The sequence below is a fragment of the Nisaea sp. genome (genome assembly GCF_965216895.1).
GTDB lineage: Bacteria > Pseudomonadota > Alphaproteobacteria > Thalassobaculales > Thalassobaculaceae > Nisaea.
The window spans coordinates 773,103-786,770 of record NZ_OZ244205.1 but is presented as its reverse complement, the minus strand read 5'-3'; the positions used below and the strand labels follow the sequence as shown (position 1 = coordinate 786,770).

At 62.9% G+C, this 13,668-nt stretch carries 14 protein-coding genes; 8 read left to right on the top strand and 6 right to left on the bottom strand.

Going from position 1 to position 13,668, the window contains the following annotated elements; translation table 11 throughout:
• Positions 1–86: 86 nt before the first annotated feature.
• Positions 87–1,676 (top strand): peptide chain release factor 3, encoded by a 1,590-nt coding sequence (locus tag ACOOE1_RS03770; protein WP_420405004.1) that lies wholly within the window; start codon positions 87–89, stop codon positions 1,674–1,676.
• A gap of 92 nt (positions 1,677–1,768) precedes the next feature.
• Here ACOOE1_RS03770 and ACOOE1_RS03765 read toward each other — a convergent pair whose 3' ends face one another.
• A complete protein-coding gene (locus ACOOE1_RS03765) occupies positions 1,769–2,245 on the bottom strand; it encodes a DUF1203 domain-containing protein (RefSeq protein ID WP_420405003.1) in 477 nt (158 codons plus the stop codon).
• 85 nt (positions 2,246–2,330) lie between these two features.
• Positions 2,331–3,644 (bottom strand): NAD(P)/FAD-dependent oxidoreductase, encoded by a 1,314-nt coding sequence (locus ACOOE1_RS03760; protein WP_420405002.1) that lies wholly within the window; start codon positions 3,642–3,644, stop codon positions 2,331–2,333.
• Positions 3,645–3,954: 310 nt separating this feature from the next.
• On the opposite strand from ACOOE1_RS03760, the gene ACOOE1_RS03755 reads away from it, so the two are divergent.
• Positions 3,955–4,482, top strand: coding sequence for a MarR family winged helix-turn-helix transcriptional regulator (locus tag ACOOE1_RS03755; protein ID WP_420405001.1), 528 nt, complete (start codon positions 3,955–3,957; stop codon positions 4,480–4,482).
• 48 nt (positions 4,483–4,530) lie between these two features.
• On the opposite strand, the gene ACOOE1_RS03750 is transcribed toward ACOOE1_RS03755, so the two are convergent.
• The 3 genes from ACOOE1_RS03750 to ACOOE1_RS03740 are packed head-to-tail and all read right to left on the bottom strand — an operon-like array spanning position 4,531 to position 6,252.
• Positions 4,531–5,217 (bottom strand): aspartate/glutamate racemase family protein, encoded by a 687-nt coding sequence (locus tag ACOOE1_RS03750; RefSeq protein ID WP_420405000.1) that lies wholly within the window; start codon positions 5,215–5,217, stop codon positions 4,531–4,533.
• A 16-nt stretch (positions 5,218–5,233) separates the two neighbouring features.
• Positions 5,234–5,686, bottom strand: coding sequence for a YtoQ family protein (locus tag ACOOE1_RS03745; RefSeq protein ID WP_420404999.1), 453 nt, complete (start codon positions 5,684–5,686; stop codon positions 5,234–5,236).
• Complete coding sequence (locus ACOOE1_RS03740; RefSeq protein ID WP_420406464.1) at positions 5,683–6,252, bottom strand: hypothetical protein; 570 nt, start codon at positions 6,250–6,252, stop codon at positions 5,683–5,685. Before ACOOE1_RS03740 ends, ACOOE1_RS03745 begins: the two co-directional genes overlap by 4 nt.
• Between ACOOE1_RS03740 and ACOOE1_RS03735 the strand changes: the two genes are divergently transcribed.
• The 6 genes from ACOOE1_RS03735 to ACOOE1_RS03710 all read left to right on the top strand — a co-directional run bounded on the left by ACOOE1_RS03735 (position 6,169) and on the right by ACOOE1_RS03710 (position 12,526).
• Positions 6,169–6,399, top strand: a complete 231-nt coding sequence (locus ACOOE1_RS03735; RefSeq protein ID WP_420404998.1) for an ATP-binding protein — start codon at positions 6,169–6,171, stop codon at positions 6,397–6,399. The genes ACOOE1_RS03740 and ACOOE1_RS03735 overlap by 84 nt on opposite strands.
• Before the next feature lie 272 nt (positions 6,400–6,671).
• Entirely contained in the window at positions 6,672–7,676 is a 1,005-nt protein-coding gene (locus ACOOE1_RS03730; protein ID WP_420404997.1) for a BMP family protein, read from the top strand.
• 43 nt (positions 7,677–7,719) lie between these two features.
• Positions 7,720–9,231: an ABC transporter ATP-binding protein gene (locus tag ACOOE1_RS03725; protein ID WP_420404996.1), complete on the top strand. Its 1,512-nt coding sequence runs from the start codon at positions 7,720–7,722 to the stop codon at positions 9,229–9,231.
• A complete protein-coding gene (locus ACOOE1_RS03720) occupies positions 9,231–10,280 on the top strand; it encodes an ABC transporter permease (protein ID WP_420404995.1) in 1,050 nt (349 codons plus the stop codon). The genes ACOOE1_RS03725 and ACOOE1_RS03720 overlap by 1 nt, the downstream gene beginning before the upstream one ends.
• A 4-nt stretch (positions 10,281–10,284) precedes the next feature.
• Positions 10,285–11,235, top strand: a complete 951-nt coding sequence (locus ACOOE1_RS03715; RefSeq protein ID WP_420404994.1) for an ABC transporter permease — start codon at positions 10,285–10,287, stop codon at positions 11,233–11,235.
• A gap of 16 nt (positions 11,236–11,251) precedes the next feature.
• Positions 11,252–12,526 carry an amidohydrolase family protein gene (locus ACOOE1_RS03710; RefSeq protein WP_420404993.1) on the top strand — a complete coding sequence of 425 codons (1,275 nt, stop codon included), beginning with the start codon at positions 11,252–11,254 and terminating at the stop codon, positions 12,524–12,526.
• Here the strand turns inward: ACOOE1_RS03710 and ACOOE1_RS03705 are convergent.
• Positions 12,523–13,662: an aminotransferase class V-fold PLP-dependent enzyme gene (locus tag ACOOE1_RS03705; protein WP_420404992.1), complete on the bottom strand. Its 1,140-nt coding sequence runs from the start codon at positions 13,660–13,662 to the stop codon at positions 12,523–12,525. The two genes, ACOOE1_RS03710 and ACOOE1_RS03705, sit on opposite strands and share 4 nt — an antisense overlap.
• Positions 13,663–13,668 lie beyond the last annotated feature (6 nt).

Genomic DNA, 13,668 nt, shown 5'->3' with positions numbered 1-13,668 from the left:
GAGGCATACCCGCCCCCAAGGATCGTCTATTGGATTGATCGCACAAAATCTTTATATACACGGCGTTCTCCAACAAGGACGGTTTGATGAGTTCCCTGGACAACGCGGTCGGGCGCCGGCGCACCTTCGCGATCATCGCGCACCCGGACGCCGGTAAGACGACGCTTACGGAAAAACTGCTGCTGTTCGGCGGCGCCATCCAGATGGCGGGCGCTGTCAAGGCGCGCGGCCAACAGCGGCGTGCGCATTCCGACTGGATGAAGGTCGAGCGTGAACGCGGCATCTCGGTCGCCTCCTCGGTCATGACCTTCGATTACGGGAACAACACCTTCAATCTGCTCGACACGCCGGGCCACGAGGACTTCTCGGAAGACACCTACCGGACCCTTACGGCGGTCGACAGCGCGATCATGGTGATCGACGGCGCGAAGGGTATCGAGGAACAGACCTTGAAGCTGTTCGAGGTCTGCCGGCTGCGCGATGTGCCGATCATCACATTCGTCAACAAGATGGACCGCGAGGCGCGGGACAGTTTCGAGCTGCTCGACGAGATCGAGCAGAGCCTTGCGCTCGACGTCACGCCGGCCAGCTGGCCGATCGGCATGGGGAAGAGCTTTCGCGGCTGTTACGACCTTTTGAATGACAAGCTCATCCTGATGGACCGCGGCAGCCACGATGCGCCGGACGAAGGCCAGACCTGCGAGGGACTCGACGACTCCAAGCTCGACCAACTGCTGCCCGCCTCCGCCGTCGGCCAGCTCCGCGAGGAAGTGGAAATGGCGCGCGGGCTCTGCCCCGAATTCGATCCGGACGCCTTCCTCGGCGGCCATATGACCCCGGTCTATTTCGGCAGCGCGGTGAACAATTTCGGCGTGCGTGAACTGCTTGACGGTGTCGCGCGCTATGCGCCGTCGCCGCGCCCGCACCCGACCAAGACCCGCAAGGTGACGCCGGACGAGAAGAAGGTCGCGGCCTTCGTCTTCAAGATCCAGGCGAACATGGACCCGAAACACCGGGACCGTATCGCCTTCGCCCGGATTTGCTCCGGCCATTTCAAGCGCGGTGCAAAGCTGAAGCATGTTCGCAGCGGCAAGGTGATGAACATCCACAACCCGGTGATGTTCCTGGCCCAGGACCGTGAAATCGCGGACGAAGCCTGGCCGGGCGATATCATCGGCATTCCGAATCACGGCAATCTGCGCATCGGCGATGCGCTGACCGAGGGCGAGGACCTGCAGTTCAACGGCATCCCGAGCTTCGCTCCGGAACTCCTGCAGCGGGTCCGGCCCACCGATCCGCTACGTGCGAAACACCTAGAGAAGGCGATCGTCCAGCTCGCGGAAGAGGGGGCGGCGAAGGCCTTCAAGACCCGGATTGGCGGCAGCTGGGTCGTCGGCGTAGTCGGCGCTCTGCAGTTCGACGTGCTCGCCGACCGGATCCGCACGGAATACGACGTCCCGGTCAGTTTCGAGCCGGCGGCCCTGCATACGGCGCGCTGGCTGGAAGCGGACGATCCGGGCGAACTGAAGAAGTTCATGGACGCCAACCAGGGCGATCTTGCCGACGATCATGACGACATGCCGGTCTTCATGGCCCGTAACGGCTGGCATCTTCAGCATACCGCGGAGAACTGGCCGAAGGTCCGCTTCCTCAAGGTAAAGGAACAGATGGCCTGATGAGGCCCTGCCGCGAGTAACACCGTCATCCTCGCGAGAGCGGAGACCTCGGGATAAACCCGTCCCTTAGAGCGCCCCTGGTCCGGGCATCCTCAATCGGCTTGTTCGATCCGGCACTGATAGCAGTTGTTCTTTGCCGATCGCGCATGGACATAGCGCACTTCCGGATGGGCTAGGATCTCGTCGGCGGCCGTCTCGATCTCGGCGGCGGCTACAACCGTACCCGTCCCGTAGACAATCCGGTCATCCGCGCCGTAGCCGCGTAGCATGAGCCGGTCCCAGCCCCTGAACATTTCCGGCACCCGGTCCTCCAAGGCGTAGCGGGCGCAGCGCTTCGCATGCAAGAAGATCGGGCCCAGTTCTGCGTAGGGCTGGGCAGCGGTGAAGGGGCGGTGCGCAAGAACCAGATAATCCTCGCCCGCGGCGATGTCCGAGAGGCAATGCCGGCACGGCATCGAACCGCCCGCGGAGGTTTTCCGCTCCGGTATCTGTCCGTTGGCATCAGCGCCGCCGGCCTGATAGTGCCGAGCGACTTCCGTCGAGAGCGCGATATAGCGTTTGTCCGTCATGGATCCGATCCGTCCAATAAGTTTCGATGGACCAGATCCTCGACGTTCTCCTGCGGCCGCGATATCCGCGCCTTGCGTGCTATTTCTATTTCGAACGCCAGGCGCTCCAGAGATCCTGCAACTGAAAGCCCCAATAGGCGCATTGCGCGATGAGCGGGCCGAGCGGGCCTCCGGCGAAATCGAGCCCGAACGGCGCAAAGAGCTTGTAGGTCTCGTCGCTCTCCGCGATGGCCTTCGCCACGACCTCGCCGCCCGCCGTCGTCGCGCACATGCCGTGCCCGCCATAGCCCTGATTGAACCAGACTCCGTCCGACAGGCGGCCGATCTGCGGCATCTTGTGCACCGAGTATCCCATGGTCCCCGGCCAGGCGACCTCCGCCCTAATGCCTTCGAGCTGGGGATAGATCCGCAGAATATCCCCGATCATCTTCTTCTCGAGATCGCGCGGCGAGAGATTCGAGCTGACCCGGCCGCCCCAGAGCAGACGGGTATCCGGCAGCGCCCGGTAATAGTCGTTCGCGATCCGGCTGTCCGAGGTCCCATAAGGGGTGCGGATCGCATCCTGCAAACGTTCCCCGAGCGGTTCGGTCAGGACGACATAGGTGCCGACCGGCAGGGTCGCGCGCGACAGTTTCGGGTGTAGGTGGCCGATGTAACCCGAACAGCAGATCACGACCTGATTCGCCGAGACGCTGCCCTTCGCCGTGTCGATCCGCTTTAGGTCGCGCGTCAGATCCATATGTGTGACGGCGGACCCTTCGAAGATCCGCGCTCCGCCGGCCTCCGCGGCGTCCGCGATCCCGTTGGTGAAATTGAGCGAGTGGAACTGGAACGCCGTCGGGTTCAACACCCCCTCGTGATAGCGCTCCGTGCGATAGAGTTCCCGCATCTGTTCGCGGCTTTGAAATTCGAGACCGAGATCGAATCGCTCGTTCATCACGTCCGTGTTCGCCTTCATGCCGTCTGCATTCGCGAACCAGGAGGCCTTCATGATCCCCGGCCGCATGGGGCCCGCATCGATTTCGTACCGGTTGATCCGGTCTTTGATGAGCTCCAGCGCGTCGAGAGTGAGTTGGAACAGCGCGCTTGCGTCAGCCCGTCCAACCCGCGCCTCGATCTCTTCGAGACCAAGACTGTAGCCTCCGCTGACAAATCCTCCGTTGCGTCCGGAGGCTCCCCAGCCGACCCGGTTTGCCTCGAGAAGCACGACATCGCGCCCGCGCTCCGCCAATCCGAGCGCGGTGGCGAGTCCCGCCATCCCGCCGCCGATAACGCAAATATCGCACTCCGCGTCCGCGTCGAGAACGGGACGCGAGGGGGGCGCCTTGACGCTTCGGCTGTAATAGCTGTCGACATAGGGGGCGGCGGATGTCGTCGCGTTCTTCATAGTGGGTACCATTCTGCTGCTCGGCTCTTGCCAGCCTTATAACGGGTTGGAGCCCGGTCCGGTCAAATTGTGGGGAGTCTCACAGTGCGACTGGCGATGACGGATTAGCCCCTCTGCTCGGGGCATCGATTAAGCTTTTCTCCACGAATTTCATCTAAATTTTTATTTAGAAAACAGGGGATTAGCCTATGGAAATCGTTACATACCATGCACTGACAACCGTTTGTAATGCATATCGCTCTTTAAACTTTACAATTCGAAACCATTTTGATGGAATGGTAACAGTTCGTAAGCAACGGAACATCCGACGCGGAGGCCACCAATGACCGTCCAGACACTTCGACGCTCTGCCCTGAAGATCGATACGGCCGATATCGCCGTTGGCGGAAACGCGGAAGACGTACGGGCGAGCTACATGGAACTCACGGCCATGCTCGACCGGCTGCACCGACGTTATCTCGATGTCGTCCGTGTCGAACTGGAAAGCATGGGCATCAACAACATCAATCCGTCTCAGGCCCTGATGCTGGTCGGGATCGGCGACGAGGACATCCCGGTCCGCGATCTGATCCACCGCAAGGGATACCAGGCCTCGACCGTGTCATACAACGTCAAGAAGCTGTCCGAGTACGGCTATCTCGAGCAGGAGCGCGCCGCGCACGACCGCCGGTCGGTGCGCCTTCGGCTCTCTCCGAAAGGCCGGGACGTGGTTGCGCGGCTGCGGGACCTCGAACAGCGCCACATGGAATTTACCAAGGGTCGCGCCGATCTCGCGAAAGAGATGGACGCCGCAACCGCGACCCTGCGTCAGCTCGATCAAATCTGGGCCGAATACATAACTTTCGGCTAAGCCCCACCCCCGAGGCATCCTGAGCGCGCCGCTTCTGCGGCGCGTTTTTTATGTGCAAGCGGTGTCGAGCGCGGCGCGGGCCAGCAGTCGCGTCGAATCGAGCGTGGGAAGAGCGCAGTTCGCGTCGCTGATAATCAGGGGAATTTCAGTGCATCCGAGGATGACGGCATCGCAACCGGCGCTCTTGAAACCCTCGATGACGTCCCGGAAATAGGCCACCGACGACGGACGGATGATTCCTGGCACCAGCTCGTCCAGGATGATCCGGGCGGATTCGGCGATCTCGTCGGGTGACGGGCGCAGCCAGGCAATCCCTTCCGCATCCAGCTTTTCCGGATAAATGTCGCTTTCCACCAGCCAGCGCGTGCCGGTGATGCCGAGCTTTGCATAGCCGTTCTCGACCGCGGCGGCCGTCACGGCGTCCGCGATATGCAGCCAGGGAAGCGGGGATCGGCCGGCAAGCAGGGAGAATGCTTGGTGGATCGTGTTGTCGGGGCAGATCAGAAAGTCTGCCCCGACGCGCTCGAGCCGCCGGGCCGAATCCAGCATCAGTTCGGCAACTCCCTCGAGGTCGCCCTTTTCCAGGCAGGCCACATACCGGGAGAGCGACGGCGTATGCATGGAGATTTCCGGATGGACATGCGCGCCGAGACGTTCCGCCGCCTCCGAACAGATCGTGCGGTAACAGAGCGCCGCGCCCTCGGCCGAACAGCCGACGATGCCGATATGTTTCATCTGCCGCATCGGCGACCTAGAGATCGCCCGTCATGACGTAACGCAGGATTGCCGCGACCTGTGCGGGCGTTTCGGCCACGGCGAGCGCCGCGCCGTCAACCTCTTTCAGCGGATGGGTCAGGGACGGGTCATGCTGAACGATCAAAGGCTTGCCGAGCGCGGCCGCATAGCCCGCATCGAAGGCCGCGTTCCATTGTTTGTACTTGTCGCCGAACCGCACAACAACCACGTCGGCGCGCTCGATCAGGGTTCGGGTCCGGATCGCATTGACCTTGGCACCCTTGTGGTCGGCCCAGAATTTGTTCTCTTCGGCGCCGAGGATCGCCACGCCGCAATCGTCGCTGTTCTCGTGGATCGTCACCGGGGCAGTGAAGGTAATGTCGAGATTGGCGTCGTTCGCCGCGTCTTCGATTTCCTTGCGCCAATCCGTATGGATTTCGCCCGACAGGTAGACCTCTAACTCAGTCATCGATTTCTCCTCCCAATCATCTGCCTTTGATAGCTGATTCGAGCCGACAATGCAGCGCCATGCATGAACAAACGTTTTGCGCGCAATTCATTCGTTTGCGATTCCTTGTCATTGGAACGAATGGCGTCATCCGCCCGTACCGGACGGAGATTTGCCATGTGGTCCGTCAAAGTCGGCTTAGCGATCGTTGTGAGCCTGGTATCGCTCGCAGGATGCGGCGAGCCGGTCCCGGAGGGCGGCGCGGCGGCATCTTGCTGACGCTTCAGCCATCGATCGGCCATGCCGTCGAAGCTGTCGTCGATGAAATTCCGGAGCGGACCGAGCTGGACAGCTATCCCGGGGAACTCGGACAGGTCATCACCAATCTCGTCGACAAAGCGGTCGAACATGCCTTTCCCGAGGGGGCCGGAAATATCCGTCTTGAGGTGTCCGAGCCGGAGCCGGCGTTGTAGTCGATCAAGGTCGAAGACAACCGGACCGGCATGACACAAGACGTCGCGGATCAGATAATCAATCCGTTCTTCACCACCAAATTCGGACAGGGCGGCACCGGACTCCGACTGCATATTTCCTACAACGCCGTCACAAATGTCCTTGGCGGCACATTGTCTGTCGCCAGCATGCCAGGCGACGGAAGCGCTTTCGACGTGACGATTCCCCTGCTGGCGCCGCAGCCGGATGACGATCCGGCGAGCGACGAAGAAACGACCTAACGTAGTTCCGCCGCGTCACCGCCAAACGATCAGGGCTGTCCCGGGTTCCATTGACATTCGACAGGCAAGAAGCTGAAATCAAACCGTCACACATGATGGCATCGCGAGTCCGGGACATCGCCGGACCGGAGACTGAACGGGCTCCCCTCGGAAAGGGGCGACGCGCAAAAGAATGCCACGGGTGCGGCGGGAGGATTTGACACAATGAAACAGGGATAAATGTGTCCGGACGGGTCCGGAGCACAGGCCGTTTCGCTTTTCGGGGGACTGATATGACTTTCATTTCGCGCCGCCAGGCTCTGACCACGCTGGCCGCTCTCAGCGCAATTTCGATGCTGCCGGTGGCAGCGAACGCAGCCGACAAGATCAAGGTCGCGGGCATTTATACCCAACCGATCCAGCAGAAATGGGATGCCCGCCTGCACCAGGGCCTCGAGGCCGCAAAGGCCGCCGGCAAGATCGAGTATTCCTTCTCCGAAAAGGTTTCCAACACCGACTATATCCGGGTGCTGCGCGAATATGCCGAAAGCGGTGTCCAGCTGATCGTCGGCGAGGCCTTCGGCATCAGTCGCGAAGCACGCAAGGTGGCGGACGAATATCCGAACGTCGCCTTTCTGATGGGCGATCCGTTCAAGCCGCACGGAAGCAATTTCTCGGTCTTCGACAACTACATTCACGAGCCCTGCTACCTGATGGGCGTCATCGCCGGACACATGACCAAGTCGAAAAAGATCGGCATGGTCGGCGGCTATCCGATCGGCGAGGTGAACCGGTTGTTCCATGCCTTCATGAACGGCGCCCGCTCGGTCGATCCCGACATCCAGTTCAAGGTGACATTCATCGGTTCCTGGTACGACCCGCCGAAGGCCAAGGAAGCCGCCTTCGCGCAGATCGAGTCCGGCGTCGACGTGCTCTATGCCGAACGCGCAGGCGTGGTCGATGCGGCGCGCGAGAAGGGCATCATCGCCTTCGGCAACGTGAATGACATGAACAAGGAGGAGAACGGCAAGGATGTCGTCGTGACCTCCGCGCTCTGGCACATGGAAGCAGCCATCGCGCACGCCATTGATCTGGTCAAGGCCGGCAACTTCAAGGCCGAGGATTACAAGGAATGGACCATGATGCAGAAGGGCGGCGCCAGCCTCGCCCCGTATTATGAGTTCGAGGACAAAATCCCCGCGGAAGCCAAGGCCAAGGTCGAGGAGTTGAAAGCGAAGATCCTCTCGGGCGAATTCGTGGTCGAGATCAACGACGAAGAACCCAAGTCGACCTTCTGATCCCGCGCGGGCTTACCCTGTGACTGAACAAACCGGAGACGTGATGCCCCTGCTGAGCTTCAGGGGCATCACCAAGCGTTTCGGTCCGCTGACCGCGAACGAGGCGATCACGCTCGACCTGGTGGAGGGAGAGGTTCTTGCGCTGCTCGGCGAGAACGGAGCCGGCAAGACCACGCTGATGAACATTCTCTTCGGCCACTACCTGGCGGACGAGGGTGAAATCCTGATCGACGGCGCCCCGCTGCCGCCCGGCTCGACCGATGCCGCGATCCATGCCGGCATCGGCATGGTGCACCAGCATTTCACGCTCGCAGAGAACCTGACGGTACTGGAAAACATCACGCTTGGCACCGAGCCGCTCTTTGCCTGGCGCCGGAGCATCCGCGCCGCGCGGGACAAGATATCGGCGATGGCGGCGGAATACGGCCTTGATACCGATCCGGACAAACGGGTCGGCGAGCTTTCCGTCGGCGAGCGCCAGAGAGTCGAGATCCTGAAGGCGCTCTATCGCGACGCCCGCATCCTGATTCTGGACGAGCCGACGGCGGTGCTGACGCCGCAGGAATCCGACAGTCTGTTCGAGACCCTGAAGAAACTGACCGCCCGCGGCCTCGCGGTGATTTTTATCTCGCACAAGCTGAACGAGATCCTGAGCCATACCGACCGGGTCGTGGTGCTCCGCCGCGGCAAGGTCGCGGGAACGGTCAGGACCTCGGATGCGGACCGTGCGGGCCTGGCGCGGATGATGGTGGGCGAGGAGGTGACGCGACCGACCGCCGAGGCGATGGCGGCGGGGACACCCGTCGTGCGGCTCGCCGGGGCTTCCTTCAGGGCCGGCTCGGAAGCGCAAAGCCTCAAGTCCGTCAGCCTTGAGATCCGCGCCCACGAAATCGTCGGCCTCGCAGGCGTCGCCGGAAACGGCCAGCGCACGCTCGCCGGCCTGCTATCCGGTCTTGCCGTGGCTGACAGCGGCGTAGTCGAGATCCTCGGCGCCCCCGGAACCGATGATCCGACGGAACTTGTCGCGCGCGGCGTCGCACGCATCCCGGAAGACCGGCACGCAACCGGCGTTGTCGGCGAGATGCCGCTCTGGGAGAACATCATCAGCGAAGAACGTCGCAGCGCGGAAATTGCCCGTGGCGGCATCCTGATCGACAAGGGCAGGGCACTGGAGCGCACCCGGGGCCTGATCAATGAGTTCGATATTCGTTGCGAAGGTCCGGAAGCGGAAACGCGTTTACTTTCAGGCGGTAACATGCAGAAGCTGATCCTGGCGCGAGTGCTGTCGCGCGGTCCGCGCTTCATCCTCGCCAACCAGCCGGTGCGCGGCCTCGACGAGGGGGCGATCGCCTATGTCCAGCGCCGTCTGCTGGAAGCTCGCAGGGACGGCGCGGGTATCCTGCTGATTTCCGAGGACCTTGATGAGCTCTTCGCGCTCAGCGACCGGATTTGCGTGATGTATCACGGCCATCTGACGGCGGCGCGTCCCGCATCCGAGCTCACCGTCGAACAGGTCGGCCTCATGATGTCCGGCCAGGACATGGAGGCCGCCTGATGCGCATCGAGACGCGCCAGCAGGTCGAGTTCTGGCGCATTCTGCTGGCGCCTGTTCTCGCCGTCCTTGCTACGCTGGTGCTCGGCGCCGGTCTGATTCTCTGGGCGGGCGAGCCGGTGCTTGCCTCCTACTGGGCCTTGCTGAAGGGCGCGCTCGGCTCCGCCTTCGCCGTCAACGAGACCCTGACCCGGACCACGCCGCTGATCTTCACCGGCCTGGCGGCCGCCGTCGCCTTCCGGGCCAAGTTCTACAATATCGGCGCCGAGGGGCAGCTTTATTGCGGGGCACTGGCCGCCACCTTCTTCGGCACCGGCCTGATCGGCCTGCCGCCGGTGCTGATGATCCCGTTCCTGATGCTGGTGGGTGCGATTGCCGGCGGCGCGATCCTGATCGTGCCGGTGCTGCTGAAAACGCACATGAAAGTCGACGAGGTGGTGACCACGCTGCTTCTGAATTTCGTCATCCTGCTGCTGGTCGGCTATCTGCTCGAAGGCCCCTGGAAAGACCCGATGTCGCTCGGCTGGCCGCAGGCGGCACCGATCGTGGACGAGGGGATCTGGCCGCCGCTGCTTGCCAAGGGGCGGCTCCATCTCGGCTTCGTCTTCGCTCTGGCGGCAGCCGTGCTTGCCTGGGCGCTGATGCGCTTCACCGTCTGGGGCTACGAGATCCGCGCCGTCGGCCTCAACGCCTCCGCCGCCGGCTTCGCCGGCATCGGCGTCAATGCGACGGTCATCCGCACGGCGCTGATTTCCGGCGGTCTGGCCGGATTGGCGGGAGTCAGCGAAGTGGCGGGCCTCAAGGGCTACCTCACCCTCGATCTCTCGCCTGGCTTCGGCTATGCGGGCATCGCCGTCGCCATGCTGGCGCAGCTGCATCCGCTCGGCGTCATTCTTTCCGCCTTCTTCATCTCCGCCATCTATGTCGGGGCCGACGCGATGAGCCGATCGACCGATATCCCGACCTATATCGCGGATGTGCTGGTCGGGCTCTCGGTCCTGGCCGTCCTGGTCAGCGTCATGCTGACCCGCTACCGCATCCGCTGGAGCTGAGGCAATGATCGGCGACCTGCTCGAAATCCTCCTCACCGCCGGCTTCTGGGCCGCGACCATCCGCATCGTCAGCCCGCTTATTCTCGGCACTCTCGGGGAACTGATCTGCGAGCGCGCTGGGGTCCTCAATCTCGGCATCGAGGGCATCATGACGATGGGGGCGATGGCCGGGTGGATGTGGGTCTATCAGGGTGGAGACCTGTGGGGCGGGATTCTATTCGCCGCCTTCATCGGCGCCCTGTTCGGCATGTTTCACGCGGGTTTCACGGTCCATCTCGGGCTCTCGCAGCATGTGACGGGCATCGGCATCACGCTCTTCGCCTCGGCGCTCAGCTACTACGTCTTCCGCATGATGCTTCCGGAAGCGACGACACCACCAAAGATCGTCCCGTTCCAGCCCCTCGCCGTTCCGGTGCTTTCCGACATCCCGGTGATCGGCGAGGCGCTATTCACCCAGACGCCGCTGACCTATCTGGCGCTGCTTTCGGTCCCCGCGGTCTGGTACGTGCTGGAGCGCACGCCGCTCGGCCTTGCCGTGCGCATGGCGGGAGAAAACCCAGTTGCGGTCGAGAGCCAGGGCATCGACGTGCTGGCGGTGCGCACCGGCGCCGTGATGGTCGGCAGCGCCTTCATGGCCGTTGGTGGCGCGTTCATCACCATGAGCGCCTTCGATGCCTTCTATTTCGGCATGATCAATGGCCGCGGATGGATCTGCGTCGCGCTGGTGATCTTCGCCTCCTGGCGTCCCGGAAAGGCACTTCTCGGGGCACTACTCTTCGCCGGGCTCGACGCCCTGCAGGTGCGGGCGCAGCAGCTCGCCGGCGCACAGATCCCCTACCAGTTCTTTCTCATGGCCCCGTACCTGCTCTCGATCGCCGCGATGGTGGTCATGGCACGGCGGGCGCGCTATCCAAAGGCATTGCTGGTGCCGTTCCGGCGCGGCGACCGGGTCTGATCATAAGGTTACAAAGATGCTCGATATCCTGATCACAAACGCGACGCTTCCAGACGGGCGCACAGGGCAGTCCATCGCCATCGCGGGAGGCAAGATCGCCGAGCTCGGCCCGAAGGTGAACGGCGAGGCAGTCCGGACGATCGATGCCGCCGGGTGCCTCGTGACGCCGCCCTTCATCGACCCGCATTTCCATCTGGATTCGACCCTCAGCCTCGGAGAGCCGCGTCTGAACCAGTCCGGCACGCTGTTGGAAGGCATCCAGCTCTGGGGCGAGCTGAAACCGCATCTTACCGGCGATGCGATCAAGCAGCGGGTGAGAGAGCTCGCACGCTGGTCCATTGCCAAGGGCACGCTCGCAATCCGCAGCCATGTCGACACTTCTGACCCACGCATGATCAATGTCGACGCGCTGATCGAGGTGCGCGAAGAGCTGAATCCATACATAGATATTCAACTCGTCGCCTTTCCCCAAGACGGCTATTTCCGCTCGGCCGTCAATGTAGAGAACGTCGCGCGGGCGCTCGACAAGGGGGTCGACGTGGTCGGCGGGATCCCGCATTTCGAGCGGACGATGGAGGACGGCGCACGCTCGGTGCGCGCACTCTGCGAGCTTGCGGCGGAGCGCGGCCTCAGGGTCGACATGCATTGCGACGAGACCGACGATCCGATGTCGCGCCATATCGAGACGCTGACGGCGGAAACCAAGCGCCTCGGGCTAGAGGGCAGGGTGGCCGGCTCGCACCTGACCTCGATGCATTCGATGGACAATTACTACGTCTCGAAGCTCCTGCCGCTGATGGCGGAGAGCGAAATCCACGCGATCCCGAACCCGTTGATCAACATCACCCTGCAGGGCCGCCACGACAGCTACCCGAAACGCCGAGGCATGACCCGGGTGAAGGAGATGACGGCGCATGGAATCAATGTCGCCCTTGGCCATGACTGCGTCATGGATCCCTGGTACAGCCTCGGCAGCCACGACATGCTGGAGGTCGCCCACATGGCGGTCCATGTCGGCCAGATGACCGGCGTCGAGGAGATGACGGCGATGTTCGCAGCCGTCACGGATAATTCCGCGAAGGCGATGGGGCTGGAAGGCTACGGCATTGAAGAGGGCTGCAACGCAGATCTCGTCATCCTTCAGGCGGGCGATCCCATCGAGGCGATCCGCCTGAAGCCGAACCGGCTCTTCGTGCTGCGCCGCGGCAAGGTCATCGCCGAGGCGCCGCCACAGGTGAGCAAGGTGACGATCGGCGGCGAGACCGGTGCGGTTGACTTCCGCCGCGTCTAGGCGAGTTCCGCGTCCAGCGCCGAGAACAGTTTCTCGACGTCACCCATGTCGTTGAAGAGGTAGGGACTGACCCGCAGGGCATTGTTGCGGAAGCAGATATGCGCGCCGCGCGCGGCCATTTTTTCCGCCAGCCCCTCCGGCCAGGGAGTCTCTCTATAGAGCCCGATGAAGTGCCCGATACGCCGATCCTTCGGCGGATGCTTCAGCCCGCGCTCTGCCGCGCGCTCCGCCACGGCATCGACCAATCCTGTCAGGTACGCGTGGATCGCGGTCGGCGTCCATTCGGCGATCTGCTCGAGCGCCTTAACCGACATCGGCATGTGCACCATGCTGTCAGCGGCCCCCATATCGAAGCGCCGCGCGCTCGGCTTCAACTCACCGCCGATCCCGTCGCCGCTCTCCATCGATGGCGCTCCCGTGCGGGCCTGCTGGTTCAGCTCCAGCGGCATGCCCTTATGGTGCTTCGGGGCGACATACATGAAGCCCATCGTGTCGGGGCAGAGCAGCCACTTGTAGCCCGACGCGACGATGAAATCGGCCGGGACCTTGTCCAGCTCGAAGGGACGTGCCGCGAGCGACTGTGTCGCATCGACGACGAGCGGGATCCCGCGCCGCCGGCACTCGGCGCTGACGGCTTCCAGATCGACCAGCGCACCGTCCGACCAGTGGCAGTTGGGCAGGGCGACGATGCCGACACCGTCATCGAGCGACTCCAGCACCGGCCCGGTCCAATCAAAATCCTCGCCGCGCCGGACAAGTCGGACATCGCCGCCGGCAATCCGGGCAAGGCGGATCCAGGCATAGACGTTGGAAGGGAACTGCCCGCCGAGCATCAATACGTCCTTGCCGGGTTCGAGGCGCAGATTGGCGGCGGCGGTTGCTATGCCGTAGCTGGTACTGAAACAAAAGGCCACATTGTCCGCGCTTGCCCCGATCAGCCCGCCGAAGAGCGCGCGGCATTGTTCCATTTCCGTTGCGAGATTGGCCCGTTCGGGAGCCCAGGGATGCAACTTGCGGCGCATCCCGCGTTCACCGGCCTCGAAACTGCTCCTGAGGCATGGTGACTGGCTCGCGGTATTGAAATAGGCGAGACCTTCGGGAAGGTCGAACTTGTCACGCTGGCAGGAGAGGGGCATGGAGAG

Bases quoted from the DNA above. Each gene is read 5' to 3' on its own strand.
- ACOOE1_RS03770 (WP_420405004.1), top strand. From the start codon at position 87: ATGAGTTCCCTGGACAACGCGGTCGGGCGCCGGCGCACCTTCGCGATC.
- ACOOE1_RS03765 (WP_420405003.1), bottom strand. From the start codon at position 2,245: ATGACGGACAAACGCTATATCGCGCTCTCGACGGAAGTCGCTCGGCAC.
- ACOOE1_RS03760 (WP_420405002.1), bottom strand. From the start codon at position 3,644: ATGGTACCCACTATGAAGAACGCGACGACATCCGCCGCCCCCTATGTC.
- ACOOE1_RS03755 (WP_420405001.1), top strand. From the start codon at position 3,955: ATGACCGTCCAGACACTTCGACGCTCTGCCCTGAAGATCGATACGGCC.
- ACOOE1_RS03750 (WP_420405000.1), bottom strand. From the start codon at position 5,217: ATGAAACATATCGGCATCGTCGGCTGTTCGGCCGAGGGCGCGGCGCTC.
- ACOOE1_RS03745 (WP_420404999.1), bottom strand. From the start codon at position 5,686: ATGACTGAGTTAGAGGTCTACCTGTCGGGCGAAATCCATACGGATTGG.
- ACOOE1_RS03735 (WP_420404998.1), top strand. From the start codon at position 6,169: ATGACACAAGACGTCGCGGATCAGATAATCAATCCGTTCTTCACCACC.
- ACOOE1_RS03740 (WP_420406464.1), bottom strand. From the start codon at position 6,252: ATGCAGTCGGAGTCCGGTGCCGCCCTGTCCGAATTTGGTGGTGAAGAA.
- ACOOE1_RS03730 (WP_420404997.1), top strand. From the start codon at position 6,672: ATGACTTTCATTTCGCGCCGCCAGGCTCTGACCACGCTGGCCGCTCTC.
- ACOOE1_RS03725 (WP_420404996.1), top strand. From the start codon at position 7,720: ATGCCCCTGCTGAGCTTCAGGGGCATCACCAAGCGTTTCGGTCCGCTG.
- ACOOE1_RS03720 (WP_420404995.1), top strand. From the start codon at position 9,231: ATGCGCATCGAGACGCGCCAGCAGGTCGAGTTCTGGCGCATTCTGCTG.
- ACOOE1_RS03715 (WP_420404994.1), top strand. From the start codon at position 10,285: ATGATCGGCGACCTGCTCGAAATCCTCCTCACCGCCGGCTTCTGGGCC.
- ACOOE1_RS03710 (WP_420404993.1), top strand. From the start codon at position 11,252: ATGCTCGATATCCTGATCACAAACGCGACGCTTCCAGACGGGCGCACA.
- ACOOE1_RS03705 (WP_420404992.1), bottom strand. From the start codon at position 13,662: ATGCCCCTCTCCTGCCAGCGTGACAAGTTCGACCTTCCCGAAGGTCTC.